The organism is Citrifermentans bremense (genome assembly GCF_014218275.1).
Classification (GTDB): Bacteria; Desulfobacterota; Desulfuromonadia; order Geobacterales; family Geobacteraceae; genus Geomonas; species Geomonas pelophila.
Genome location: NZ_AP023213.1, coordinates 3,455,857 through 3,478,544 on the forward strand (window position 1 = coordinate 3,455,857; position 22,688 = coordinate 3,478,544).

The 22,688-nt window shown below is 64.8% G+C and carries 23 protein-coding genes; all 23 read right to left on the reverse strand.

Annotation, left to right across the window (positions count from 1 at the left end; genetic code table 11):
* Positions 1-309 precede the first annotated feature (309 nt).
* The 23 genes from GEOBRER4_RS15140 to buk all read right to left on the reverse strand — a co-directional run bounded on the left by GEOBRER4_RS15140 (position 310) and on the right by buk (position 22,674).
* Positions 310-2,127, reverse strand: coding sequence for a sigma 54-interacting transcriptional regulator (locus GEOBRER4_RS15140; protein WP_404813846.1), 1,818 nt, complete (start codon positions 2,125-2,127; stop codon positions 310-312).
* Between the two features lie 150 nt (positions 2,128-2,277).
* On the reverse strand, positions 2,278-3,045 hold the full coding sequence (gene fdhD / locus GEOBRER4_RS15145) for a formate dehydrogenase accessory sulfurtransferase FdhD (RefSeq protein ID WP_185243013.1): 768 nt from the start codon (positions 3,043-3,045) through the stop codon (positions 2,278-2,280).
* A 13-nt stretch (positions 3,046-3,058) separates the two neighbouring features.
* Entirely contained in the window at positions 3,059-4,036 is a 978-nt protein-coding gene (gene moaA, locus GEOBRER4_RS15150; protein WP_085811834.1) for a GTP 3',8-cyclase MoaA, read from the reverse strand.
* Positions 4,037-4,064: 28 nt separating this feature from the next.
* A complete protein-coding gene (locus GEOBRER4_RS15155) occupies positions 4,065-4,919 on the reverse strand; it encodes an amidohydrolase family protein (RefSeq protein WP_185243014.1) in 855 nt (284 codons plus the stop codon).
* A gap of 22 nt (positions 4,920-4,941) precedes the next feature.
* Positions 4,942-6,138, reverse strand: coding sequence for a thiolase family protein (locus GEOBRER4_RS15160; protein WP_185243015.1), 1,197 nt, complete (start codon positions 6,136-6,138; stop codon positions 4,942-4,944).
* A gap of 19 nt (positions 6,139-6,157) precedes the next feature.
* Positions 6,158-6,871 (reverse strand): 3-oxoacyl-ACP reductase FabG, encoded by a 714-nt coding sequence (gene fabG, locus GEOBRER4_RS15165; protein ID WP_185243016.1) that lies wholly within the window; start codon positions 6,869-6,871, stop codon positions 6,158-6,160.
* A 106-nt stretch (positions 6,872-6,977) separates the two neighbouring features.
* A complete protein-coding gene (locus GEOBRER4_RS15170) occupies positions 6,978-7,787 on the reverse strand; it encodes a cyclohexa-1,5-dienecarbonyl-CoA hydratase (protein ID WP_185243017.1) in 810 nt (269 codons plus the stop codon).
* Between the two features lie 9 nt (positions 7,788-7,796).
* Positions 7,797-8,870 (reverse strand): 6-hydroxycyclohex-1-ene-1-carbonyl-CoA dehydrogenase, encoded by a 1,074-nt coding sequence (gene had, locus GEOBRER4_RS15175; protein WP_185243018.1) that lies wholly within the window; start codon positions 8,868-8,870, stop codon positions 7,797-7,799.
* 145 nt (positions 8,871-9,015) lie between these two features.
* Positions 9,016-9,753, reverse strand: coding sequence for a sulfite exporter TauE/SafE family protein (locus GEOBRER4_RS15180; protein WP_185243019.1), 738 nt, complete (start codon positions 9,751-9,753; stop codon positions 9,016-9,018).
* Positions 9,754-9,846: 93 nt separating this feature from the next.
* Positions 9,847-10,494, reverse strand: coding sequence for a molybdenum cofactor cytidylyltransferase (gene mocA / locus GEOBRER4_RS15185; protein ID WP_185243020.1), 648 nt, complete (start codon positions 10,492-10,494; stop codon positions 9,847-9,849).
* A complete protein-coding gene (gene yqeC, locus GEOBRER4_RS15190) occupies positions 10,491-11,273 on the reverse strand; it encodes a selenium cofactor biosynthesis protein YqeC (protein ID WP_085811826.1) in 783 nt (260 codons plus the stop codon). The genes mocA and yqeC overlap by 4 nt, the downstream gene beginning before the upstream one ends.
* Positions 11,274-11,456: 183 nt before the next feature.
* Positions 11,457-12,284: a selenium-dependent molybdenum cofactor biosynthesis protein YqeB gene (gene yqeB, locus GEOBRER4_RS15195; protein WP_185243021.1), complete on the reverse strand. Its 828-nt coding sequence runs from the start codon at positions 12,282-12,284 to the stop codon at positions 11,457-11,459.
* Positions 12,271-13,032, reverse strand: coding sequence for an XdhC family protein (locus GEOBRER4_RS15200; protein ID WP_185243022.1), 762 nt, complete (start codon positions 13,030-13,032; stop codon positions 12,271-12,273). The genes yqeB and GEOBRER4_RS15200 overlap by 14 nt, the downstream gene beginning before the upstream one ends.
* 12 nt (positions 13,033-13,044) lie before the next feature.
* A complete protein-coding gene (gene hcrA / locus GEOBRER4_RS15205; RefSeq protein WP_185243023.1) occupies positions 13,045-15,426 on the reverse strand; it encodes a 4-hydroxybenzoyl-CoA reductase subunit alpha in 2,382 nt (793 codons plus the stop codon).
* 10 nt (positions 15,427-15,436) lie between these two features.
* On the reverse strand, positions 15,437-15,952 hold the full coding sequence (locus tag GEOBRER4_RS15210) for a (2Fe-2S)-binding protein (protein WP_185243024.1): 516 nt from the start codon (positions 15,950-15,952) through the stop codon (positions 15,437-15,439).
* A 16-nt stretch (positions 15,953-15,968) separates the two neighbouring features.
* The gene (locus GEOBRER4_RS15215) at positions 15,969-16,835 is read right to left on the reverse strand and encodes an FAD binding domain-containing protein (protein WP_085811821.1); all 867 of its coding nucleotides are present in this window, start codon (positions 16,833-16,835) and stop codon (positions 15,969-15,971) included.
* Positions 16,836-17,005: 170 nt separating this feature from the next.
* Positions 17,006-17,428, reverse strand: a complete 423-nt coding sequence (locus GEOBRER4_RS15220; protein WP_085811820.1) for a MarR family winged helix-turn-helix transcriptional regulator — start codon at positions 17,426-17,428, stop codon at positions 17,006-17,008.
* Entirely contained in the window at positions 17,421-17,588 is a 168-nt protein-coding gene (locus GEOBRER4_RS15225; protein ID WP_185243025.1) for a twin-arginine translocase TatA/TatE family subunit, read from the reverse strand. Before GEOBRER4_RS15225 ends, GEOBRER4_RS15220 begins: the two co-directional genes overlap by 8 nt.
* Positions 17,589-17,616: 28 nt before the next feature.
* Positions 17,617-18,513: a bifunctional enoyl-CoA hydratase/phosphate acetyltransferase gene (locus GEOBRER4_RS15230; RefSeq protein WP_185243026.1), complete on the reverse strand. Its 897-nt coding sequence runs from the start codon at positions 18,511-18,513 to the stop codon at positions 17,617-17,619.
* 148 nt (positions 18,514-18,661) lie between these two features.
* Positions 18,662-18,889: a MoaD/ThiS family protein gene (locus GEOBRER4_RS15235; RefSeq protein WP_085811817.1), complete on the reverse strand. Its 228-nt coding sequence runs from the start codon at positions 18,887-18,889 to the stop codon at positions 18,662-18,664.
* A gap of 14 nt (positions 18,890-18,903) precedes the next feature.
* The gene (locus tag GEOBRER4_RS15240; RefSeq protein WP_185243027.1) at positions 18,904-20,631 is read right to left on the reverse strand and encodes an aldehyde ferredoxin oxidoreductase C-terminal domain-containing protein; all 1,728 of its coding nucleotides are present in this window, start codon (positions 20,629-20,631) and stop codon (positions 18,904-18,906) included.
* A gap of 104 nt (positions 20,632-20,735) precedes the next feature.
* A complete protein-coding gene (locus tag GEOBRER4_RS15245) occupies positions 20,736-21,503 on the reverse strand; it encodes an SDR family NAD(P)-dependent oxidoreductase (protein ID WP_185243028.1) in 768 nt (255 codons plus the stop codon).
* A 94-nt stretch (positions 21,504-21,597) separates the two neighbouring features.
* Positions 21,598-22,674: a butyrate kinase gene (gene buk, locus GEOBRER4_RS15250; RefSeq protein WP_185243029.1), complete on the reverse strand. Its 1,077-nt coding sequence runs from the start codon at positions 22,672-22,674 to the stop codon at positions 21,598-21,600.
* Between the last annotated feature and the right edge of the window lie 14 nt (positions 22,675-22,688).

Sequence of the window (22,688 nt, forward strand, 5' to 3'; positions counted from 1 at the left end):
CAGCTGTAAACAGCACCTGGTTATTGTATACAAATCGTTTACACGGAAAAAATCACGTTAATGCACAACAAAAACTGGAGTTTCGGGGGGGCGAGGTGAGATCGGAAAATCCGTAATGCCTGCGGCGAGAAATAACGTCGTTAGTCGCAGATGATAGATAGTGGAATCCCACCTTTCCCTGCGGGCGGGAGTTATGGGTGGGGGGGCAGGGGCCGGGATAGGGAGAGCAGGAAACGGCCTGATCCATTTAGTGCGAACAGCGGAGACCTGCTGACAAGGGGGCGGTGCGGGGGCGAACGATCACTGGACTCAGTGGTCGGACGCGTCGTCGTGATGCTTCTTCTGCAGCTTCTTGTACAGCCATTGCCTGGAGATGCCGAGGAGGTCTGCGGCCTGCAGCTTGTTGCCGTTGCAAAACTGGATCGCGGCCTCCACCAGCAGCTTCTCGAACTCCTCGACGATGGCGGGAAGCGGCTTGCTCCCAAGCCTTGCGCGCAGATAGGGGCCGATATCGTGCGGGATGCCGGCGTTGCCGTCCCCGAGCATCCTGGAGAGCTGCTCCGGTAGGTGGTCCTTGAGGATGAGAGGACCGGTCACCACGTTGAAGGCGCTCTCTATCACGTTGCGCAGTTCCCTCACGTTTCCCGGCCAGTCGTAGTGCATGACGACGTCGCGGGCCTCCAGGCTCAGTCCCTGGACCTCCAGCCCGAACTCCTCGTTGAACTGCTGGATGAAATTTATGCTGAGGGCGCGGATGTCCTCCTTGCGCTCCCTGAGCGCGGGGATGCAAAGCGTCACCACCTTGAGGCGATAGTAGAGGTCCTGCCGGAACTTACCCTCCCGCACCAGGGCCTCCAGATTGCTGTTGGTCGCGGCGACCACCCTCACGTCGACCGTTTTCGGCGCGTTGCTCCCCAGCGGCGTCAGCTCCCTCTCCTGCAGGACCCGCAGCATCTTTGCCTGCATGTAAAGCGGCATGTCGCCGATTTCGTCCAGGAAGATGGTCCCCAGGTGCGCCTGCTCGAATTTCCCCAGCTGCCCCCCTTTCCTGGCCCCGGTGAAGGCCCCCTCGGCGTAGCCGAACAGTTCGGATTCCAGCAGATGCTCGGGGATCGCGGCGCAGTTGACCTTGACGAACTGGGCGTAGCGGCGGTTGCTGGCGGCATGGATAGCGTGGGCGAAAAGCTCCTTCCCGGTCCCGCTCTCCCCCAGAAGAAGGATGTTCGAGTTCTTGGAGGCCACCCGCAGCAAAGACTCCTTCAGGTCCTGCATCTTCTTGCTCTGCCCGACGATGCTGTTCACGTCGTAGCGCGACATCGATTCCTTACGCGCCACGCTCCCGGCCGCCGCGCGCGTCTCGGAAGCGCCCTGCAGCCGGTTCGCGATCAGGGTGATCTCGCGGATGTCCTTGAACAGGATCTTGCCGACCCCCCCGATGACCTGGCCATCCTTGACGATAGGGTAGAGCGAGGCGTAGACCTGCTTGCCGTTCAGGTAATGGGTGATGCCGATTTGGGGGGTGGCGCTTTCCATCACCGCGGGCAGTTTAGAGGACTGGGAGTTGGGGTAGGCTTCGCTGACATGCTTGCCGATGATGGCGTGGGGGGTGGTGTCGAGGATGTCAGCGAAGGCCTGGTTCACCATGACCACCACCCCTTCCCGGTCCACGATTACGATGCCGTCGTAGTTGAGATCGAGGGAGGTGCTCCCCGACTGCAAGAGGGCCTTCAAATCGATGGAGGGATCGGAGAGCTGTTCCGGGAGGAGCCGCAGGACGGACAAAATACCCCCCACCAGCTGGTCGGACTCCATGGATGGGAGGAAGTCGCAGGCCAGGCGCCTCTTGCCCACCTGCAGCGCCTGGTTGTTGAAGACGGTGCCGCTTTTCATCAGGGTGCTGAGCTCGGAGAGATCCGCCACCTCGTCGAGCCTGCGCCCCAGGAGGCTCTCCACGGGCATGCCGATGAGATCGGCGGCGGCCGCGTCGAGGTAGGAGATGCCGAGGTCGGCGTCCAGCCTCACGATTCCGGAAGCGTTGCCGCAGCCGGTTCTCCCATCGAGCTCCGTTATTTCAGCGACCTGCACCATAAGCGCCTTCTTTCTCTGTTTTGCTGTGACTACTGCCAAAGACCTAGTCTCCCGTCGCCTTGCGGTAGGTGCAGTGGTCCCCCGTGATGGGAGGAGGGAGACTGGAAACGGTCTGGTTTTTAGGCCATTAAGAGCTTTTTGTATACATGAAATCTGCTATTCCCGTCAACACATCCATCACAGCCGGGGTCAGCTACCCGCCCCTGCCAGGCCGAGCCGGTCCGGATGGCTGTATATGTCGAAGCGGTCCGCCCGCACGTAGCCGATCATGGTGATCCCGGCTTCGGCGGCCATTCTCACCGCCGTATCGGTCGGGGAGGTGCGCGAGGCGACGACCTCTATCCCCAAAAGCGCCGCCTTGGCGACAAGCTCGGTGGAGACGCGTCCCGAGGTGACCAGCATCATCCCGGAGAGGTCTATTCCTTTCAATAGCGCCTCCCCCGCGATGCGGTCGATGGTGTTGTGGCGCCCGAGATCCTCGGAATATAGGAGGACGTTGCCGTCGCCTACCGCGGCCGAGTGCATGCCGCCGTGGGTCCGGTACCCCTGCGCCTTCCGGGTCAGCGCGTCCATCATCGAGAAGACGGCGGCTGGGGCCCAGGTTCGGCCCGATCCCCCGGCGCGCTGCGCGGAATCGACCTGGGGGATGGAGAAGCTGATACCGGTGCCGCAGCCGGAGGTAAGGACGGGCTTGAGCTTTTCCGGGAGTTCCTTCTTCACCTGGGCGCTGGCGATGCCGTGATCGTCGCAGACCGAGAGCGCGTTGAAATCCTCGACCCGGTCCACGAGCCCCTGCAGCCTGAGAAACCCGGCCACCAGGAAGCGGAGCTCGTGGGGGGAAGCGATCAGGGTGGCGAGTTCGCGGCCGTTCACGTGCAGGACCACCGGCACTTCGGCCACGACTTCCCTCTCGTCTGCGGAAACGGTTCCTTTTTCGTAGCGGTAAACAGAAGCCATGCCCCCTCCCTTTTTATCCCCCTACCCCTGACATGACGAACGCGGCGGCGCCGGATTTCTCGTCGAACCTGTGCCTGCCCGGCTTGTCGAGGACGATGCTGCGGATACCGTCGCGCAGCAGGGCGTCGTCGCCCGAGGCAAGAAGCGGTCTCAGATCCACCCCCTTCCCCGCCAAGAGGCACCCCTTGGCCGTGCCGGAGGCGGTCACCCTGAGCCGGTTGCAGGCGTCGCAGAAGTGGCCGGTCATCGGGGTGATGACCCCGAGCGAGCCGACTGCGCCCTGAACCCTGAAGTTCTTGGCCGGTCCGGAGCGCTCGTTTCGCTCCAGCTTCTCGATCAGGAAACGCTCAGCGATCCGCTCCAGCACCTCGCTTCCCGGAATGCAGAGCGAACGCCAGTCGGTCGTCTGGCAGGTGGGCATGTACTCGATGAACCTGACAGCGTAGGGACGCTCCAGGGTGAGCCGCACGAAATCGAGGATCTCGTGGTCGTTCACCCCGCGCATCAGCACCACGTTTATCTTGTGCGGCGGAAAGCCCGCCCGCTCGGCCGCCTCAATCCCCGCAAGCGCCGCTTTTAGATCGCCACCCCGAGTGATACGGGCGAAGGTCGCCGGGTCGAGGGAGTCGAGGCTGATGTTCAGCCGCTGCACCCCGGCGTCCTTCAGTCCCCGGGCCATCCCCTTGAGGAGCGTGCCGTTGGTGGTCAGCACCAGTTCCTCGAGCCCCGGTATCCGCGCCAGGCGCTCCAGGAACGGGATGATCCCCTTTCTCACCAGGGGCTCGCCGCCGGTCACCCGGATCTTCTCGATCCCTGCGGCGACCGCTTGCGTCGCGACCCGCAGAAGCTCCTCGTAGGAAAGCACCCGGTCCTGCGGCAGGAGCTCCACCCCCTTAGCCGGCATGCAGTAGCTGCAGCGGAGGTTGCACCGGTCGGTCACGGAAAGCCGGAGGTAGTTGATACGTCTGCCATAAGCGTCGATGAGCGACACGATCTCCTCCTTTGCCGCGAGGCGGCGGTCACCCCAGGTTCAAAAGCCTTGCCGCGTTGCCGCCCAATACCGCGCTTACGCCTTCTGAGCTGAAGGGGAGCGCGGCGATGGCGTCCATGTTATGCCGGATCCGGCTCATCCCGGGCCAGTCGCTGCCGAAGATGACCTTGTCGCTGTGTTTGGTGAGCTCGGGGAAGTAGGTCAAAAGCTTCGCCGGAGGAAGTCCGGAAAGCTCCATGTAGAGGTTCCGGTGCAGCTTGGAGAGGAAGAAGGCGCGGTCGTACCAGAAACCGCGCCCGGAGTGCGCCATTACCAGGTTGAGGCGCGGGAAGTCGTTGGCGACGTCGTCCAGGTAGATTGGGTCCCCGTACTTGATCCTCGCCCCCTTGAAGACCGAGGAGCCGGTATGGATCAGGACCGGGATGCCCAGCTCCTGCGCCGCCTGGTACAGCGGGTAGAGGCGCGGGTCGTTCAGGTAGTAGTGCTGGTAGGTGGGATAAAGCTTCACCCCCCTGAACCCCTCCTCTTCCACCTTGCGCCTGAGGCTGTCGTTAAGATCCGTGTAGAGGGAAGGGTTCAGGTCGCAAAAGGGGATCAGCCGCGACCTCCCCCGGCAGAACTCGCGCACCTGCTCGTTGCTGCACGAGCCGGTGGTGACGTGGCTCAGCTCGGCGAGAACGCAGGCGTAGTCGACCCCTTCCGCGGCGAGAAGCTCCTCGAAGGCGCCGGGATCGCTGTAGCGCCTGGCGTACTCGTCGAACCCGGCCGGGTTGCTCTTCCGGATCCACTCGGTGACCCAGGGGTGCATGTAGCCGTAGTCCGCCATGTGCACGTGGAAGTCGATGCGCAGGGTTTTCGGATTCTCCTCATGCTTGGCCGGCATACTCCCCCCTCTTACATCCCTTTCAGACCCTCTCCACCACGGTGGCGATCCCCTGCCCGAGCCCGATGCAGAGCGAGATCACGCCGTATCGGGCGTTGCGCCGCCGCATCTCGTGCACCAGGGTCGCCGTGATGCGGGCGCCGCTTGAGCCTAAAGGATGGCCTATGGCGATGGAGCCGCCGTTCACGTTTACCTTGGCCGGGTCGATCCCCAGCTCGTTGATGCAAGGTATGGCCTGCGCCGCGAAGGCCTCGTTCAGCTCAAAGAGGTCGATGTCGCCGATGGTGAGCCCCGCCCGTTCCAGCGCCTTCCTGATGGCCGGAATCGGGCCGAGCCCCATGAACGAGGGGTCGCAGCCGGCGACGGCGCTGGAGAGAACGCGCGCCAGCGGCCGGTAACCAAGCTCCCTGGCGATCCCCCCTTCCATCAGGAGCACGGCGGCGGCGCCGTCGTTGATGCCGCTGGAATTACCGGCGGTGACGCTGCCGTCCTTCTGGAAGGCAGGCGGAAGTTTGCCGAGCTGCTCCAGCGTCACGTCCGGGCGCGGGAACTCGTCCCGGTCCACGACCTTGGGCTCCCCCTTCTTCTGCGGGATGACGACCGGGACCATTTCGTCCTCGAACTTCCCCGCGGCCTGGGCCTCGCCCCATTTCCTCTGGGTCGCCAGCGCGAACGCGTCCTGCTGCTCGCGGGTGATGCCGTAGCTGTGCGCCACGTTCTCGGCGGTGTCCCCCATCCCCTCCTTGGCGTAGGGCTCGGTCATCCGGGGGTTGGTGAAGCGCCACCCGATGGTGGAGTCGAATACCTTGATGTCGCGCGAGAAGGGGGAATCGGCCTTGGCGAAGACGAAGGGGGCGCGGGTCATGGACTCGGTGCCGCCTGCGATGAAGATCTTCCCCTCCCCCACCTTGATGGCCTGGGCCGCGCTGTTGATGGCGTTAAGCCCGGAGCCGCAGAGGCGGTTCACCGTATGCCCCGCCACCGAGTGCGGGAGCCCCGCCAGGAGCGCCGCCATGCGCGCCACGTTGCGGTTGTCCTCACCGGCCTGGTTGGTGCACCCGAGAATAACGTCCTCGATGAGCCCGGGGTCGAGCTTGTTCCGCTGCACCAGCTCCATGATGCACAGTGCCGCCAGGTCGTCCGGGCGCACGTCCTTCAGGGCGCCGCCGAATTTCCCCACCGGCGTCCGCACCGCATCGATGATAACCGCTTCTCGCATTGCAACCTCCATGATCGTTTTAGATGTACTGGCCCGAGTCGACCCGGATCACCTCTCCGGTGATCTTCCCCGCCGCGTCCGAGAGGAGGAAGGTGACCGCGTTGGCGATGTCCTCGGGTTTCGCCAGTTCGGGGAGCAGGCACTCGTTCTTCGCCCGGTCCAGGATCTCCTCGGGAAGCGCCAGCGCCATGTCGGTCAAGACCATGCCCGGCGCCACCGCGTTCACCGTTACCCCCTTGGGTCCCAGCTCGCGCGCGAGCGTCTTGGTGAGGCCGATGAGCCCCGCCTTGGAGGCGGAATAGTTGGCCTGGCCGAACTTGCCGCGGATGCCGTTTATCGAGGTGATGTTGACGATGCGGCCGTAGCCTGCGTCCCTCATCCCCGGAGCCAGCGCCCGCGCCATGTTGAAGGCGCCGGTGAGGTTCACCCCAAGTACCGAACTCCACTCGTCGTCCGACATCTTGAAGACGCTGCGGTCGCGGGTGATCCCCGCGTTGTTCACCAGGAGGGTCACCGGCTCGCCGATGGCTGCGACCGCGGCCGCCACGCTCGCAGGGTCGGTGATGTCCACCTTGTGGAACTGGTAGTCATCCGCCCCCTCGCCAGGCGCCACGTCGAAGACATGCACGCGTGCGCCATGCCTTAAAAGCGCGCGGGTGATGGCAAGGCCCAGGCCGCGCGCGCCGCCGGTGACCACCGCGGTGCGTCCGTTGAAGTTGAGAAAGCTGCTCATATGCCCCCCTGTCGGCTCAAAATATGGGTTGGACTCTGGGGGGCTGCCGCAGGTGAAAGAACGGCAGCCCCCCTTACTCCCGGGGTCGGGAGGCGAGTTCCTATGACTAGCGGTCCAGCCAGGTGGGCTGCCGCTTTTCGATGAAGGCGGTGAGGCCTTCCACCGAGTCGTGAGTCTTCATCATCTCATCGAGGTAGAGCTTCTCTACGAAGGCAATCTTGGCCCTGATCCGAAGAGCCGTGTCCTGCCGCGCCGCGCGCACCGCATAGCGCAGGGTGCTGGCGGAAACAGGGGCCAGGTGCTTGTCGAAGTAGTCGAGAGCGGCCTGGTCCGGGTCCTCGGCGATCACCGATACCAGCCCCATGTTGAGCGCCTCTTCTGCGCTCACGCTGCGTCCGGAGAAGAGGAGGTCCTCCGCCTGGGCCTGCCCGATCCGCTCAGGTAGGAGGCAGGAGGCGGCAGGTGCGAAGACGGCGAGCTTTATCTCAGGCTGACCCAGCTGCGCGTTGGGTGCGGCGAAGATCAGGTTGCAGGCGGCGACCACCTCCAGGCCGCCCCCAAGACACTGGCCGCGGACCGCGACCAGCACCGGGACCGGGCTCTCGACGAGCCTCAGCACCAGCTCGTGCAGCGACTTCAGCATCTGGGCGCAGGAGTCGGGAAGATGCTCGTCCACGCTGGCTCCGAAGCTGAAATGCGGCCCCTCCGCGGTGAGCAGCACCCCCCTCAGGCGGGGTTCTTTCAGGTGCCGCTCCATCGCCTGCAAGAGCGCCGCGATCATGGCCGCGTCGACTATGTTGGCCTTGGGACGGGCAAGGGTGAGTTTCAGCAGGCGGCCGTCGCGCTCAAGCGAAACCTTGAGCGGCGAGTCGGCGGCGGCACTTTGCTGGACTGTGGTAGCTGCGGCTTGGCTCATGTCGTCCTCCTAGGAAAGGCCCGGCACGAGGATGGCGCGCCTGGTGAGCTGGTGAGCATGTGCGGAGGCAAACACCTGGTTGATGTTGTCCAGGGGATGCTTCTCGATGAACGGCGTCAGGGCGACCTTGCCGTCGAGCACGAGGTCGAGGGCCGCCGGGTAGAGCTCGGTCAGGCAGCCCCAGTTCCCCAGGGCCCTGGCGTGGAACGCCATCAGGTTGGAAAGGCGCAGCTCGATCTTGTCCATGGTGAAGCCGACTACGGAGAGGGTGGCACCGTAGGTGAGGAGGCCAAAGGCGGTGTCCTGGCCGGGGGCGCTGCCGGAGCATTCGAAGATCTTCCAGCAGGTCTGCTTGAGCCCTTTCGCTTTAACGAACTCGTTGATCGCCTTCTTCAGCTCTTTGCCGGCGATCTCGCGGGAATTGAGGGTGAGGGCCGCGCCGTGCTTGGCCACGTTTTCCAGCTTCACCGGGTCCACGTCGATGGCGATGACGGTGGCGCCCAGGGCGTTGGCCACCTGCACCGCGTAGCCGCCTACACCGCCCACGCCGATGACGATGGCGACGTCGCCGGGCTGGACCTCGGCCTGCACCGCAGCCTGGTACGGGGTGGTAACCGCATCGGCCACGACGGAGATGTCGGCAAGCTCAAGACCAGCCGCGGCAAGGCGCTTCTCGTCCACCGGGCAGAGCGTCTTCGCCGGGACGACGATATGGGAGGCGAAGCCGCCGTGGATGTCGTTGCCGGGCATCTGCTGCGCGCGGCAGATGGTGCCGTGGCTGGAGAGGCAGAGGTCGCACTCGCCGCAGGGGATGACCGCCGGAATCAGCACCGCCTTGCCAACCCACTGGCCGGCCCCCTCGCCCGCTGAGATCACGCGGCCGCTGATTTCATGCCCCAGCGTGAGCGGAGCGGGGTGGTTGAAACGGACACCGCTGTAATAGAAACCAAGGTCGGTGTGGCAGACGCCACAACCCGCGACCTCGACGACGACTTCTCCCGCGCCCGGCGTAGGGGCGAACTCACCCTTTTGCATCGGCTCACCGACGGCGGTCATGGACCAGCGATACGCTGACTTGGACATAAAGCTTCCTCCTTCTTGAGTGGTTTTATCGAATCGTTTCCGGTGGCAAATCGCGTTATGGTAAATAAGTACCACAATGCTTATTTTGCTGTCAAGCGGATATCTTTTGTTGAAAGGAAGAAATAAAACAGTTTTTTGTCTCACCTCAAACCAGCAGCATCTTTACCCCCGCTACAGTCAAGACCACCGAGAGCGCCTTGACGACCTTCCGCACCGGCAGGAAGCTGCTCCCCAGGAAGGAGCCGACGCACCCTCCCAGAAGCGCCGCCACCGCCAGAAGGGGGGCGAAGCCGGGGACCAGCTGCAGGCTGCTCGCGTGCCCCAGAAGCCCGGCGCAGGAGTTGACCAGGATGAAGAGGGCGGCCACCCCGGAGACCTCCCTCGCCCGCCCCCAGCGGAGCAGCATCAATAGGGGGCTCAAGAAGATCCCCCCTCCCACCCCGGTGAGCCCGGAGAGAAGCCCCAGCACGGCGCCCAATAAAAGCGAGGCGACAAGCGGCGGGCGCCGCAGCGAGGCCGCCTCCGGTTCCTTGTGGACCAGGAGCCGGCACGCGGAGGCCAGGAGGACCACCCCGACCAGCGGGCGGTAGAGATGCTGCGGCAGGCTCAGGTATCCACCCAGGAAGCTGAAGGGTATGGAGGTAGCGGCAAAGGGCCAGAAGAGCCCCCAGGAGAAATGGCCGGCGCGCCGGAAGGAGTAGGCGGCCACCGAAGCCACCATTATGTTCAGCAGCAAGGCCGTCGGCTTGAAAACCTCGGGCACCACGCTGAACAGGGCAAGCACCGCGATGTAGCCGGAGGCGCCGCCGTGGCCGACGCAGGAGTAGAGGACGGCAACGGTCAGGATGGCGCTGAAGAGAATGAGGTAGGTCTCTGTGTTCATGACTGGATCCTTTCTCTGCTGTTGTTGAAGGATAAAAAAGTGTTGCGGCATTTATCGCTTTGAGAAGTTTCTTCCCGGAGTTCCAAATCCCCCTCAATACCCCTTTGCGAAAGGGGGAAGCTGGACCGAGCTGAGAAGAGCTTGGCCACCCATTCCCAGCTCCAGCAGCCGCCGGTAATCGGCGGCGGTGTCTATGTCGAAGTGGATGGCGGCGTCCTCGACCGGGACCGGCAACAGGCGCTCCTGGTACTGCTGGAAGAGCGGCCGGGCGCCGCAGTCGGCGTCGAGATTGTCGATGTCCGGGAACGTCTCTCGGTCGAAGAGCACCGGGTTGCCGCGCCTCCCCCGGTACACGGGCATCACGATCGGCGCCGGCGCGGCCTGGTAGGAGCGGACCAGGGTATCCATCAGGGCCGGCGTGATCAGCGGCTGATCCCCCAACAGAAACAGGGCCGCATCGCTTTCCGCCCCCAGGAGCCTCAGCCCGCATTTGAGCGACGAGCTTTGCCCCCGCCGGTATTCCTGGTTCAGCGCCACTTCCACGGGGCGCCCCTCCAGAAGGGGAACGATCCGCTCCGCCTGATGCCCCACCACCACCACGACCCGATGCAGCGACGCGGCAAGCGCGCTATCCACCACCCACTCCAGCATGCTCTTACCCCCGAAGGGGAGCAGCTGCTTGGTCCTTCCCATGCGGGTTCCCTCCCCCGCGGCGAGGATGATTCCGGCGACCCGTTTCATGGCGCCCCCAGGGGGTAATGGGCATGCAGGGCGACGCCGTTCAGGGCCTGCCCCACGAGTAGCGCTTCGGCGACGAAAGGCGCCTCCTCTTTCACGGCGGCAGCGATTTCCGCCGCACGGGACAAACGCTGCGGGGTATCCGCCTTGTTAAGGAAAAGGAAACGCCGCGCGCCTGCGGGGGCGCCGGTGAAAAGGCCGCCGGGATGGGCGATGAGACGTGCCAAAGCGGCAGCGCCCACGGTCTCGCCAATGGCAAGCCCCATGAGAGGGGCGGCGAGCTCTGGACGGAACACCCACTCCTCGGTCAGCGGCTGCCCCATCACCTCCAGCCCCGCGACGGCCACGACCACCGTGCTGCAGGAGGGGATCACCGGTTCGTGGGGCGCATGGGCCTTGAGCGGGCGCCGGGCCGACCCGTCGGCCTCGACCACGATCCAGTCGAAACAGCCGCAGCGCTGGAAGGATGCGATTGCCTCCGGCGGGTACCCGATCAGCTTCCCCGATTCCGGGTCGCGCCGCGACACCGCGGCGACCGGCTCGTTGCCGCAGCGCAAGGAGGCCCACCCCGCGATCACCTCCGGGTCCGCATCGACCAGCACGGTGCCCCCCTGCCTGGCAGTGGGCGGAAGGATCTTGGTGGTGGTGGTCACCAGCACCCTTTTCCCCGCCTGGGACAGAACGCGGGCCAGATGGAACATGAGGCTCGTCTTGCCGCCTGCCCCGGTAAGGCTCAAGACCCCGCCGGGTGCGGAGCAGATCACTTCTTCTATCCCTTGCATGCCTCCTCCTTTACTCCACTCCAGGTCGCCTGAAAACTGCCTCGCATGCGAGAGATCTGTTCGTAAAAACGTGAAGCAAATCCCCCCTGCCCCCCCTTCACAAAGGGGGGGACGTTAGGTCTCGTGCAGCGCTTGGTGGGCAGATACACCTTGGCTCCCCGCTTCGCGGACATACAACTCCTGCTAACTGTTGTAGCGGGCAAGCAGCGCCTCGATGACCGCGCCGCCCAGCGCCCGGGCCTTCTCAGACACCGTGGAGCAGTAATCCTTCCGGGAGCGCGGATCGACGTCCCCGATCTTGAGCCCCGCCTTCACCACAGCACCGGGCCTGATCATCCCGCGCAAGACGCCGTCGATCGCCGCCCTCACCTCGACCGCCCCGACCCGCCCTACCGGCTCCCCCGCAAAAACCAGGTCGCCTATCATCCGGTCGCTCTCGAAACGGCCGGCAACCGGCGCGCGCAGGACCCGTTCGCTGGTATAGCCGCCGATGGCCCCGGGAATGCCGGTATCGGCCTCAGCCTCGCCCGCATCGATCACCCTCCCCAGGTCATGACCACGGTTGGTCTCGATCACTTGGTGGCAATCCACCCCGGCGGTAAAGCCAGGCCCGAGGCCTATCACCAGCGGAGCGTCCCCAATGGAGGTCCCCAAGTTGCGCTTGGCGAGCGTCGCGTCCAAAAAAAGGTCGGGCTGCACCAGGGGAAGGCTTGCCGCCTCCGGGTCCACCAGGACCGCGATGCCCCCGGCACCCCAGATCGCAGCGACCTCCTCAACCCGGCCGGCCCGCACCGCGGTGATCCCTTCCACCGTCATCTCCCCATCGTGCACCGCCTCGCAGAAGGAGACCAGCCGGCGCACCGCGAGGGGAGATGCGGTCTCCAGCATCAGGATGCGGCGGAAGTTGGCCCGGTAGAGGCGGCAGGCGATGCCGCTTGCCTGCTCCCCCGCCCCGCGGATCACCACCACCCGCTCCACTAATCGCCTGTCCCTGGCGCTATTCGCGGCCATGGCTGGTGGCGAATAGCTGGCTTGCGATGCTCACCGCGATCTCGCGCGGGGAGTTGCCGCCGTTGTCGTGCCCGACCGGACAGCGCACCCTGGAGAGGTCGTGCCCCAGCCCCTCCAGGTTCTTCTGGATCTTGCCCCACTTGGACTTGCTCCCCACCATGCCGATGAAGCGCGCCGGTTTCGGCAGCACCTCGGCCAGCACCTGCTGGTCCACCGCCCCGTTGTAGGTGAGGATGGTGGCGTAAGTCCTTTCATCGCACCAGTTGGCCTCGCGAATGAAGTCGCTGTAGTGGCGCTGGTGCCTGATTACGGCTGCGGGGAGCGCGGGCGAATTGATCCACTCGCTCCTTTCGTCGACCAGGTGGACCCGAAAGTGGGTGCCGTCCAGCACCTGGCACAGCGACTGGGCGATATGCCCCGCGCCGAACAGGTACAGGCGCGGGTTGTCGTTCACGAGTTCCATGTAGAGCTCCATGGTCCCGCCGCAGGCGGGGAACTCCCCCCGCTGCTCAAGTGGCACGGTGGAAGTGGCGCCCTGCATCAGCTCGAAGCACTTCCTCGCATCCTCCAGTGCGAAGTGCTCAGGCACCCCTCCCCCCACCGTCCCGTAGAAGTTCCCGTCAGGGAGAACGATCATCTTCGCCCCTTTCTTGCCGGGGGTCGATCCCGTGCTTTTGGTCACCGTGACCAGCACCGCAAGCTGGTCACGACGCCTGAGTTCCTCAAGTTTTCCCACCCAGTCCCACATATGACCTCCCTCTCAGCTTGGGTTCGCGTACACCGGCATGGCGCCGTCCGTTTCCAGCGGAGCCTCCGCCCGCCTCGCTTCCGGCTTGCGCCGGGCTTCGTCCTCCTCCCGCTCGCGCTTTTCCTTCAGGGCGCGCCACACCTTCTCGTAGCTAAGCGGCAGCGAATTCACCCGCACCCCCATGGCGTCGAAGATGGCGTTGGAGAACATCCCCAAGGTCGGGTTGGTGGCCCCTTCCCCCACCTCCTTCACCCCCCAGGGTCCGGACGGCTCGTAGCTGTCCACCACCTCGGAGGTGATGGGGGGCATGTCCACCGCGGTGAGGAGACGGTAGTTGGCGAGCTCGGCGTTCTTGATCCGCCCCTTGTCGTCGAAAAGGACCTCCTCCCAGACCGCCTCCCCCATCCCCATGTAGAGGGCGCCATGCACCTGGCCGTGCAGAAGGCGCGGGTTGATCACCTTGCCGCAGTCGTGCACGTCCCAGATCCCGACGACGGTGATCTCGCCGGTCTCCTCGTCGATCGCCACCTCCCCCACCTGGGCCCCGAAGCTGTAGGCGGGCGAGGTGCCGACGGCGGCTCCTTTGAAGTTCCCCCCGAGTTTCGGCGGCGTGTAGGAGCCGCGCCCGAGCAGCGGTCCGCGGAGGACGAAGTGCTTCCTGGCCACCTCCTCGAAGCTGAGGCTCTTGCCGGGGCGGGACTTGGAGAAGATCTGCCCGTCGGCGCAGTCGAGATCTTCCGCCGGGAGCCCCAGCATGACGGACGCCATCTCCAGGACCTGCCGCTTCACCTCCTCGCCCGCCTGCTTCACCGCCGCGCCGGACATGTAGGTCTGGCGGCTCGCGTAGGCGCCGAAGTCGAGCGGGGTGATCTCGGTGTCGGCGGCGACGATCTTCATCTGCTCGTAGCGATACCCCATCGCCTCGGCCGCCATCTGGCAGAGCACCGTGTCCGACCCCTGCCCTATGTCCACCGAGCCGGTGTAGAGGGTGGCGGCGGTGCCGTCCTCGCAGACCTTGATGAAGGCGGCGGCATGCGGCAGGTCGGTGCGGTAGATGGGATACCCCGCGCCGGTGACGAAGCTGCCGGTGGCGACGCCGATCCCCCTTCCCAGCGGGAGGTTTTTCTTCTTCTCATCCCAGTCCGACATCACCCGCACCCGCTCCAGACACTCCTTGATCTTGCAGGAGTTGACCCGGAAGTCGTTGGGGGTGACCGTGTTCGGGCGCCGGGCGTTGATGATCCTGATGTCCATCGGGTCGATCCCCAGGTCCGCCGCCACGTTGTCCAGGTGGCTCTCGAAGGCGTATTTCGGCTGCGGTGCGCCGTGGCCGCGCTGGGCGCCGCAGGCGGGGAGGTTGGTGTAGACCCGGAACATGTCGAACTGGTAGTTGTCGAACTCGTAGGTGAGCGGCAAAAGCGCACCGGCGTAGTAGGCGCTGGCGATGCCGAGGCTCGTGTAGGCGCCGCCGTCCATGAGGAAGTTCGCCTTGGCGGCGAGGATCTTCCCGTTTTTGTCCACGCCGGTGGTGATCTCCATGTACTGGGCGTGACGCCCGCGGTTGTGGGCGAACATCTCGGCGCGGTCGTAGAAGGTCCTCACCGGCCGGCCGGTGAGCTTCGCCAGCACCGCCCCGGCGAACTCTAGACCGGTGGGCTCAAGCTTCCCGCCGAAGCCCCCCCCCAGGTACGGCTTGATGATGCGCACGTCCCCCATCGGCATGTCGAACTCGCGGGCGATGTAGTGCTGGAAGTAGTGCGGCGACTGGGTGCTTGAGTAGATGGTGAGCTTGCCGCCGTCCCACATGGAGATGGCGGAGTGCGGCTCGATGGGTGACTGGTAGGTCCTCTGCCCCACGAAGGTGTCGGTGCGCACGTGGTGCGCCTCGGCGAGCGCCTTCTCCACGTCACCGAACTCCTGGTGGATCTCGGTGTTGATATTCCTCGCGTACTCCTCGTGCACCTGCGGCTGCCCCTCGTCCATGGCGTGCAAAAAGTCGAGCACGGCTGGGAGCACCTCGTACTCCACCTTGATCAGCTTCAGCGCCTTGTAGCAGGTGTCCTCGTCCAGGCAGGCCACGGCCGCCACCTTGTCGCCGACGAAACGGACCTTGTCGCTGCAGAAGATGCTCTCGTCCCAGCGGGCCGGGCTCAGGCCGTACTTCAAGGTCGGCACGTCCTTGTGGGTGATAACCGCCTTCACCCCGGGAAGACGCTCCGCCTCGGAGGTGTCGATGGATAAGATCCGGGCGTGGGCGTGGGGGCTCGTGAGGATCTTCCCGTAAAGCATGTTGGGGAACTTCAGGTCCCCTGTGTACTTGGCCGCCCCGCTGACCTTCTCCGGCCCGTCGATGCGGGGGACGCTGCGGCCTATTACGCTGTGGTTGTCGCTCATCTCTCTCTCCTTAGTGGTCGTCCGGCGTTACCCGCCCCTGGGCGGTGGCCATGACGGCCTCCACGATGTGAACGTACCCCGTGCAGCGGCAGAGGTTGCCGCTGATCGCCTCGCGCACCTCCTGCTCGCTCGGGTTCGGGTTCCTGGTCAAAAGCGCCTTGGCCGACAGCACCATGCCGGGAGTGCAGTAGCCGCACTGCACGGCGGCGTGGTTGATCATCGACTGCTGGATCTCGTCCAGCCTGCCGTTTGCCGCCACCCCCTCGATAGTGGTGATCTGGCGGCCGTCCGCCTCGACCGCCAGCACCAGGCAGGAGTCGACCGGCTTTCCGTCCAGAAGCACGGTGCAGGAGCCGCAGTCCCCCAGCTCGCACCCCTTCTTGGTCCCGGTGAGATCGAGTTGGTCGCGCAGCACGTTGGTAAGTATCGCGTTTCCCTTCACCAAGACGGTGTGGGCGTCGCCGTTCACGTTGAGGGTGATCAGGTAGCGCTTCACCCCGTCCTTGTCGGTAATTGCCTGAGCCATTTCTCCCTCCTCCTTTCTAGGCGTGACCTTCTTCGATCGCCTTTCTGAGCGCACGTTTCGTCAACACACCGACCAGGTTCTTTCTGTACTCGGCGGACCCGCGGATGCTGTCCCTTGGGCGGCTCGCCTGTGCCGCGAAGTTCCCCGCCTCGGTGAGGAGTTCGTCGTCGATCCTGCGCCCGATGAGGCTCCTTTCGGCGGCGGTTACCCTGAGCACGGTGGGGGCGGCGGAGGCGAGCACGATGCGGACCCCGTGCAGGGTGTCTCCAGAGACCTGCACCGATACGGCGGCCGCGGCGACGGCGAGGGCCCCGGAGCGGCGCAGGCCGAACTTCATGTAGGTGCTCCCCGTCGTCTGCTGGTCCGGGATCGAGATCTCCGTGAGGATCTCACCCGGCTCGATGCGGGTCTGCGCCGAGCCGTAGAAAAAATCCTCCAGCGGCAGGGTCCGCTCCCCCCTGGCGCTCGTGAGGCGGATCGAGGCGTCCAGCGCGATCAGGATCGGGGGGAGGTCCGCCGAGGGGACGCCGTTCACGATGTTCCCCCCCACGGTCCCCAGGTTGCAGATCTGGTTCGAGGCCATGGTATGGGCGGCCAGCGGGAGCGACAGGTAACGCCTTTGCAAGAGCCGCGAGTTGTAGATCTGGTTATGGCTCGCCAGGGCGCCGATTACCACGCGGCCCGGTTCCTCCCGGATCTCGCGCAGCTCGTCCAGGTTCTTCAGCGACACCAGGTGCTCCGGGGTGAGCTTTCCCACCTTCATCTTGTGTAGGACGTCGGTCCCCCCGGCGAGCACGGTCGCGCGGTCCCCCAGTTCCGCCAGGATGGCGCATGCCTCCGCAACGGTATTCGGGGCGTGATACTCGAAATCGGGCACGTACATGGTTGATCTCCTTGATGTTATTTTCTCCGGCAATCTTCGGGCCTTCCCTGCTTTCAAAGCAGTAAAGGAGGCCATTGCGTTCCCCCCTTTGCAAAGGGGGACTTCACATCTCTGCCTCGATGCCAATAATCTCTTGCATGCGAGGGATGCCGGCAAAAAAGGAACCGGGCTCACCCCTTGATGCAGCGCAGGAAGCGCTTGCAAAGTACCTTCTCCTCCAGCGAGAAGCCGTGCAGCAGCGCGTCGTTGGTGCGGTGCACCGCGCTGCAAAGCTGCGGGATCACCTCCCGCGCCTTCTCGGTCAGGTAGACCCTGGCGACCCGCCCGTCCGCCGGGTCGCTTTCCCGCAGCACCCACCCCCCGTTCACCAGCCGGTCCAGGATCCCGGCCAAGGTGGCGGTATCGAGGGCGATGCGGCGTCCAATGTCCCCGACGCTCAGCCCGTCCTCGCCCCAGAGCGACTCCAGGAACAGGCACTGCATCGGTGTGATCCCCAACGGCTGGAGGTGCCCCTTGAGCACCCCCTGGGTCTTCTGGTGGGCCTTCGCGACCAGGAACACGATATTCTCGTTTAGAGGGAGGTGATCAGACATCGGCGTCGATCTCCTTGGGCTCCTCCGGTTGCGCTCCCTTCCTGAAGCTCTTCAGGGCGCCCCCCAGTGCTCCGCCCAGCTGCGGCAGCTTGGCCGGCCCCACGACCACCAGCAGAATGGCCAGCACTATCAACAGTTCCGGTACTCCGAATCCGAACATGTGACTCTCCTTCCCCCGCGCCTTGGCGTCAGGAAACGTAGGTGGCGATGGCAATCGAATAAAGCTTGGTATCGGTGGTGTCGGCCCGGGAGGTCATCACGATCGGGACCTTCGCCCCCACCACCGCGGCGGCGACCTTCCTCTGCGAGAGGTAGGTGAGCCCCTTGTGGATGGCGTTTCCCACCTGGAGGTTCGGGACCAGCACGATGTCGGCCTGGCCGGCCACCGGGCCGCCGATCTTCTTCTGCTTCGCCGCGGCGATGGAGATGGCGTTGTCCAGGGCGAAGGGTCCGTCCACCAGGGCGTTGCCGATCTGACCGCGCTCTGCCATCTTGGAAAGCACCGCGGCGTCCATGGTGTCCGGCATGCTCGGGTTCACCACCTCCACCGCGGAGAGCACCGCCACCTTCGGCTGCCGGTAGCCGAGGCTCATGGCGAGCCCGACCGCGTTCTCGATCAGCTGCTTCTTCTCTTCCAGCGTGGGGGTGATGTTCATGGCGCAGTCGGTGAACATCAAAAGCCCCTCCCCTTCCGGTTTCTCGGTCACCGTGATCTGGCTGATCAGGTTGCCGCCACGGAGGCCCTTCTCCTTGTCCAGGAGCGCCTTGAGAAAGAGCGCGGTCTGCAGCTCGCCCTTCATCACCAGGTGCGCCTTCCCCTGCACCACGAGGCTCACCGCCTTTTCCGCGGCTTCCTTGTGGCTTTTAGCGTTGTGGATCTCGAAGTCGGTCGGCTCCAGCCCCTGCTGGCGCAGAAGCTCGGCGATGCGCTCTGCGTCGCCGGTGAGGATGAAGCGAGCGATACCCTTTTGCGTCGCCTGCTGCACCAGCTTGATGATCGCCTCGTCCTCGGCCACCGCGACGGCGATGGACTTGACCTCCTTCTCCTTCACCGCCGCGTAGAGGTCCTCCAGGCATCTGATCATGGTCTTTCTCCTTTAAAGTCCCCCTTTGCGAAGGGGGAAGCAAATCCCCCCTGTCCCCCCTTTGCAAAGGGGGGGAACGCAAGGTCTCGTGCATCGTTTCTTTGTCAACTCTTTCCTGGCTCCCCAATCTTCACCGTCACCCCTCCCGTCACCCCCCCGCGATCCAGGGGGCGAGGTGCAACACGTCGCCGTGGCTTAGCGGGTGGGCCATGGGGGCGTGGCGACCGTTCACCAGCGCCATCCCCACCTCCTTCTCGCAGATCCCGAAGGCGGAGACCATGCTCCCCACCGTGGTCCCCTCGGGGACATGCTGCTGCTCCTCTTTGAAACGGTCGGTGCGAAACGTTGCCAAAAGATTCACCGTCACCTCGATCATGGCTCGCCCCCCCTCTAGAAGTTCCAGAACTGGTCGATCTCCTCGCCGGTGAAGTCCCAGACTGCGCCGCTTGGGGCCAGGGGCTCCCTGAAGAATTCGGGGAGGCGGTCGTGTTCGTTGGTGAAGCCGGCGGCCTGGTTGAAGGCACGCTCGGTCTTGAGCGTCGTCACCCCCAGCCCCCCGAACCACTCCGGAGTAAGCTCCAGTCCGAAGCGGGCGTTCAGCATGTCCACGATGGCCGGGACGCAGGTCGGGTCGTCAGCGGAGGGGAAGCCTATGAACAGGCAGAGCCCCACCGAGTCGAGCATCACCGTGGCGATCTGCAGGTGCCGCGACAGTTCCACCTGTCCGTCCTTCTTGAGCGGGTCGACGATACCTCCCCCCACACCCATCAGGTTGGTGGCTACCGCGTAACCGGCCGTGTGGTCGGCGCCCATGGTGCTGGTGGCGTAGGTGATGCCGATCCCCTTGATGGCCCTGGGATCGTAGGCGGGGATCGCCTGATTCTTCACCACCGGTACCCGGGTCACTCCGTACAACTTCCCGACATTCCCCGCGCCGCTGCCGATGGTGCGCCCAAGCGGGGTCCCAGGCCGGAGTTCCTCTCGCAAAAGCCTCAGCACACCCTGTCCGTCGCCGAAAGGGAGCACCCCACCATCCATGGCGACCCCGATGGCGACCGAAGTCTCGATGGAGTCGATGCCGATGTCGTCCATCAGGTGGTCCGCCTCGGCGATCACGTCCAGGTCGCCGATCATGGCGTTGGCGCCCAGGATCTCGATGGTCTCGTATTCCATGCCGGAGGTGACGTACTTACCCTTTTTGTCCAGGAATACCTGGGAGCACTTGATGATGCAGCCGGCCTGGCAGCCGTGGCTCGGGTTGCCGCCGCGCTCGATGATGGTCTCGCGCAGGGTCTCGCCGGAGATCTTCTCGTTGTGCTCGTACTTGCCGTGCAGGAAGTTACGGGTGGGGAGCCCCCCCGCCGCGTTGACGATGTTCACCATCTCGGCGGTGCCGTAGGTGGGGAGCCCCTGCCCCGTCCCCGGATGGTTCATGATCGCCTTGGCGAAGGTGCGCGCCGCCGCGGTGAACTTCCCCGGATCCGCCAGGGGGACCGCCGGGGCGTCGGCGCCGTCGAGAGCGATGAACTTGATCCTCTTGGACCCCATCACCGCCCCCAACCCGCCGCGGCCGTGGCTTCTGAGCTTGCCGTCGGCGTCCCGCACCGAGATGTTGGCCGAAAGCATCTTCATTTCGCCGGCCGGGCCGATGGTGAGGACGCCGGTTTTGCCCAGGCGCTGTTCCAGCGCCTCGATGACCGCGAAGTTCCCCTTGCCGATCAGCTCCTTCTCCTCGACGATGCGAACCCCCGTCTTGTTCACCAGCAGGCCGTACCAGCCGTCCCCCTTGGGGATCCCCTCGATGATCAGCGCCTTCACCCCGAGGCGGGCCAGCACCTGTGCGGCGGTGCCGCCGGCGTTACTCTCCTTGATGGTCCCGGTAAGCGGGCTCTTGGCGCCGGCCGAAAGGCGGCCGCTGTTAACCGCCGTGGTGCCGCTCAGCATCCCGGGGGCGAAGACCAGCTTGTTGTTCGCCCCCAGCGCGTGGCAGGTGGGTGGAACCTCCTGGGCCACGATGGCCGAGGTGAGAGCGCGCCCCCCCAGCGCCGCCCACGCGCTCGGAACCGGCTCGACCGTGCTGTTCAGGGCCGACATATCCACACGGAAAATTTTGTCCATAGTTATCCTCTCCTTTGCTGCGAATTTTCCCGGGGGAGCTGCCCTACTTGATCCGGGAGCGCGGGAGGCCCAGGCGCCTTCCCGCGCTCCCGCTGCCGGGTCTCCTAGTGGAAGGAGAGCCCGCCGTCGTGGACGATCATCTGCCCGGTGATGAAGGCGGAGTCGTCGGTGGAGAGGAACAGCGCCAGGCCGATCAGGTCCTCCGGCAGCGCCTCGCGCTTGATGCAGCGGGCGTTCAGCTGCAGCGTCTCCAGCGGCGGGATGTCCATCGCCTTGTTCTTGTCGAAGTTGTTCCCCCCCTCGGAATGGGTGAAGCCCGGGGCGATGGTGTTCACGTTGATCTTGAAGTCCCCCATCTCGCGCGCCATGGAGCGGGTGAGCGCCATGATGGCCCCCTTGGAGGCGACGTAGTGCGGCATCCCGGGGACCCCCTCGTTGATGGAGGAGGAGCCGATGTTGACGATCTTGCCGCCCTTATCCTTCATGAAGGGGAAGACCGCCTTCATGCAGTGGAACTGCCCGACCACGTTGATCTCCAGCACCTTCATGAACTCCTTGGTGCTGTACTCGGTGAATGGCTTCATGACGATGCTGCCGAAGACGGCGGCGTTGTTGACCAGGATGTCCACGCCGCCGAAGCGCTCCTTGGCGGCCGCGGCCATGGCGTCGCACTGCGCCTGGTCGGTGACGTCGGTTTTCACGTAGATCGCCTCGCCCCCCGCCCTCTTGATGTCTTCAACCGCCTTCTGTCCGTCGAGAACGTCGGCGATCACGATCTTCGCCCCTTCCTTGGCGAACCCCTGTGCGTATGCAGCCCCGATCCCCTGTGCAGAACCCGTGATGATGGCAACTTTCCCGGTCAGTCTTCCCATGGTCGTATCTCCTTTTTTGGTTGGTTTTATTCCTGCTGAGTCGAGCTCCCTCCCCCTCCGGGGGAGGGGACGTTTATTCAAGCACTCGGTAAAACTACGAGTACACGGCCAGTTCCTCTTCCCTGTTGAAATACCTAAGCACCGCGTCGGCTAGGGCCTCCATCTCGTTCTCGCCCGGGTTCAGGTGCACCGGGGCGATGAAGGAGATCTTTTTGAGCAGGCTCTCCAGGAGCACCTTGGAGTAAACGAGGCTCCCGGTGAGGGCAATGGCGTCCACCTTCCCTTCCAGGACCGCCGCGGCGGCGCCCACTTCCTTCCCAATCTGGAACGCCATCGCCTCGTAAACCTCGGCGGCCTTTTGGTCCCCCTGCGCGATGCGCCTCTCGATCTCTATGGCGTTGGTGGTGCCTAAGTAGGCGTAGAGCCCGCCCCGCCCGGTGAGAAGCTTCAGGATCTCGTCTTTTGTGTACTCCCCGCTGAAGCAGAGCTTCACCAGGTCCCCGGCCGGCAGCGTCCCGGCGCGCTCAGGCGAAAAGGCGCCGTCGCCGTCGAGCGCGTTGTTCACGTCGACGATCTTTCCCTCCTTGTGCGCCCCGACTGAGATGCCCCCCCCAAGATGCACCACGATCAGGTTCACCTCCTGGTAGCTCTTCCCGAGCTCCGCCGAGACCTTGCGCGCGGTCGCCTTCTGGTTCAGCGCGTGGAAGCTGCTCTGCCTGACGATCTGCGGAATCCCGGAGTAGCGGGCCGAGGTGCAGAGCTCGTCGGTCATGGGGGGATCGGCGGTGAATACCGGGATGTCGTACTCCCTGCCCAGGTCGTAGGCGACAAGCCCCCCCACGTTGATGGGGTGCGCGCCGTAGACGCCGCTCTTCATGTCCTCGATCATCCTGCCGCAGACCCGGTAGGTCCCCCCCGGAAGCGGCCTCACGTTGCCGCCGCGGCAGGCGATGGCGTTCATCTCCCGGACGGAGAGCCCGTTATCCGAAAGCACCCCGAGGATGGCGTCCTTTCTGTAGTCGTACTGGTGCCAGATGGTCGGGAACTTTCTCAATTCCTCGTCCGCATGCTTCACCGATTGGTTCACCTTCATCTCCCCGTTAAGGTGCACCCCGATCTTGGTCGAGGTGGAGCCGGGGTTGATGATCAGTATGCTCTTGGCGCTGTTCATGGTTGGCTCCGTTG

Excerpts from the sequence above, each read along its gene's own strand:
- fdhD (WP_185243013.1), bottom strand. The coding sequence starts at position 3,045 with ATGGCTTCTGTTTACCGCTACGAAAAAGGAACCGTTTCCGCAGACGAG.
- GEOBRER4_RS15155 (WP_185243014.1), bottom strand. The coding sequence starts at position 4,919 with ATGCCGGCCAAGCATGAGGAGAATCCGAAAACCCTGCGCATCGACTTC.
- GEOBRER4_RS15160 (WP_185243015.1), bottom strand. The coding sequence starts at position 6,138 with ATGCGAGAAGCGGTTATCATCGATGCGGTGCGGACGCCGGTGGGGAAA.
- fabG (WP_185243016.1), bottom strand. The coding sequence starts at position 6,871 with ATGAGCAGCTTTCTCAACTTCAACGGACGCACCGCGGTGGTCACCGGC.
- GEOBRER4_RS15170 (WP_185243017.1), bottom strand. The coding sequence starts at position 7,787 with ATGAGCCAAGCCGCAGCTACCACAGTCCAGCAAAGTGCCGCCGCCGAC.
- had (WP_185243018.1), bottom strand. The coding sequence starts at position 8,870 with ATGTCCAAGTCAGCGTATCGCTGGTCCATGACCGCCGTCGGTGAGCCG.
- GEOBRER4_RS15180 (WP_185243019.1), bottom strand. The coding sequence starts at position 9,753 with ATGAACACAGAGACCTACCTCATTCTCTTCAGCGCCATCCTGACCGTT.
- mocA (WP_185243020.1), bottom strand. The coding sequence starts at position 10,494 with ATGAAACGGGTCGCCGGAATCATCCTCGCCGCGGGGGAGGGAACCCGC.
- yqeC (WP_085811826.1), bottom strand. The coding sequence starts at position 11,273 with ATGCAAGGGATAGAAGAAGTGATCTGCTCCGCACCCGGCGGGGTCTTG.
- yqeB (WP_185243021.1), bottom strand. The coding sequence starts at position 12,284 with ATGGCCGCGAATAGCGCCAGGGACAGGCGATTAGTGGAGCGGGTGGTG.
- GEOBRER4_RS15200 (WP_185243022.1), bottom strand. The coding sequence starts at position 13,032 with ATGTGGGACTGGGTGGGAAAACTTGAGGAACTCAGGCGTCGTGACCAG.
- hcrA (WP_185243023.1), bottom strand. The coding sequence starts at position 15,426 with ATGAGCGACAACCACAGCGTAATAGGCCGCAGCGTCCCCCGCATCGAC.
- GEOBRER4_RS15210 (WP_185243024.1), bottom strand. The coding sequence starts at position 15,952 with ATGGCTCAGGCAATTACCGACAAGGACGGGGTGAAGCGCTACCTGATC.
- GEOBRER4_RS15215 (WP_085811821.1), bottom strand. The coding sequence starts at position 16,835 with ATGTACGTGCCCGATTTCGAGTATCACGCCCCGAATACCGTTGCGGAG.
- GEOBRER4_RS15220 (WP_085811820.1), bottom strand. The coding sequence starts at position 17,428 with ATGTCTGATCACCTCCCTCTAAACGAGAATATCGTGTTCCTGGTCGCG.
- GEOBRER4_RS15225 (WP_185243025.1), bottom strand. The coding sequence starts at position 17,588 with ATGTTCGGATTCGGAGTACCGGAACTGTTGATAGTGCTGGCCATTCTG.
- GEOBRER4_RS15230 (WP_185243026.1), bottom strand. The coding sequence starts at position 18,513 with ATGATCAGATGCCTGGAGGACCTCTACGCGGCGGTGAAGGAGAAGGAG.
- GEOBRER4_RS15235 (WP_085811817.1), bottom strand. The coding sequence starts at position 18,889 with ATGATCGAGGTGACGGTGAATCTTTTGGCAACGTTTCGCACCGACCGT.
- GEOBRER4_RS15240 (WP_185243027.1), bottom strand. The coding sequence starts at position 20,631 with ATGGACAAAATTTTCCGTGTGGATATGTCGGCCCTGAACAGCACGGTC.
- GEOBRER4_RS15245 (WP_185243028.1), bottom strand. The coding sequence starts at position 21,503 with ATGGGAAGACTGACCGGGAAAGTTGCCATCATCACGGGTTCTGCACAG.
- buk (WP_185243029.1), bottom strand. The coding sequence starts at position 22,674 with ATGAACAGCGCCAAGAGCATACTGATCATCAACCCCGGCTCCACCTCG.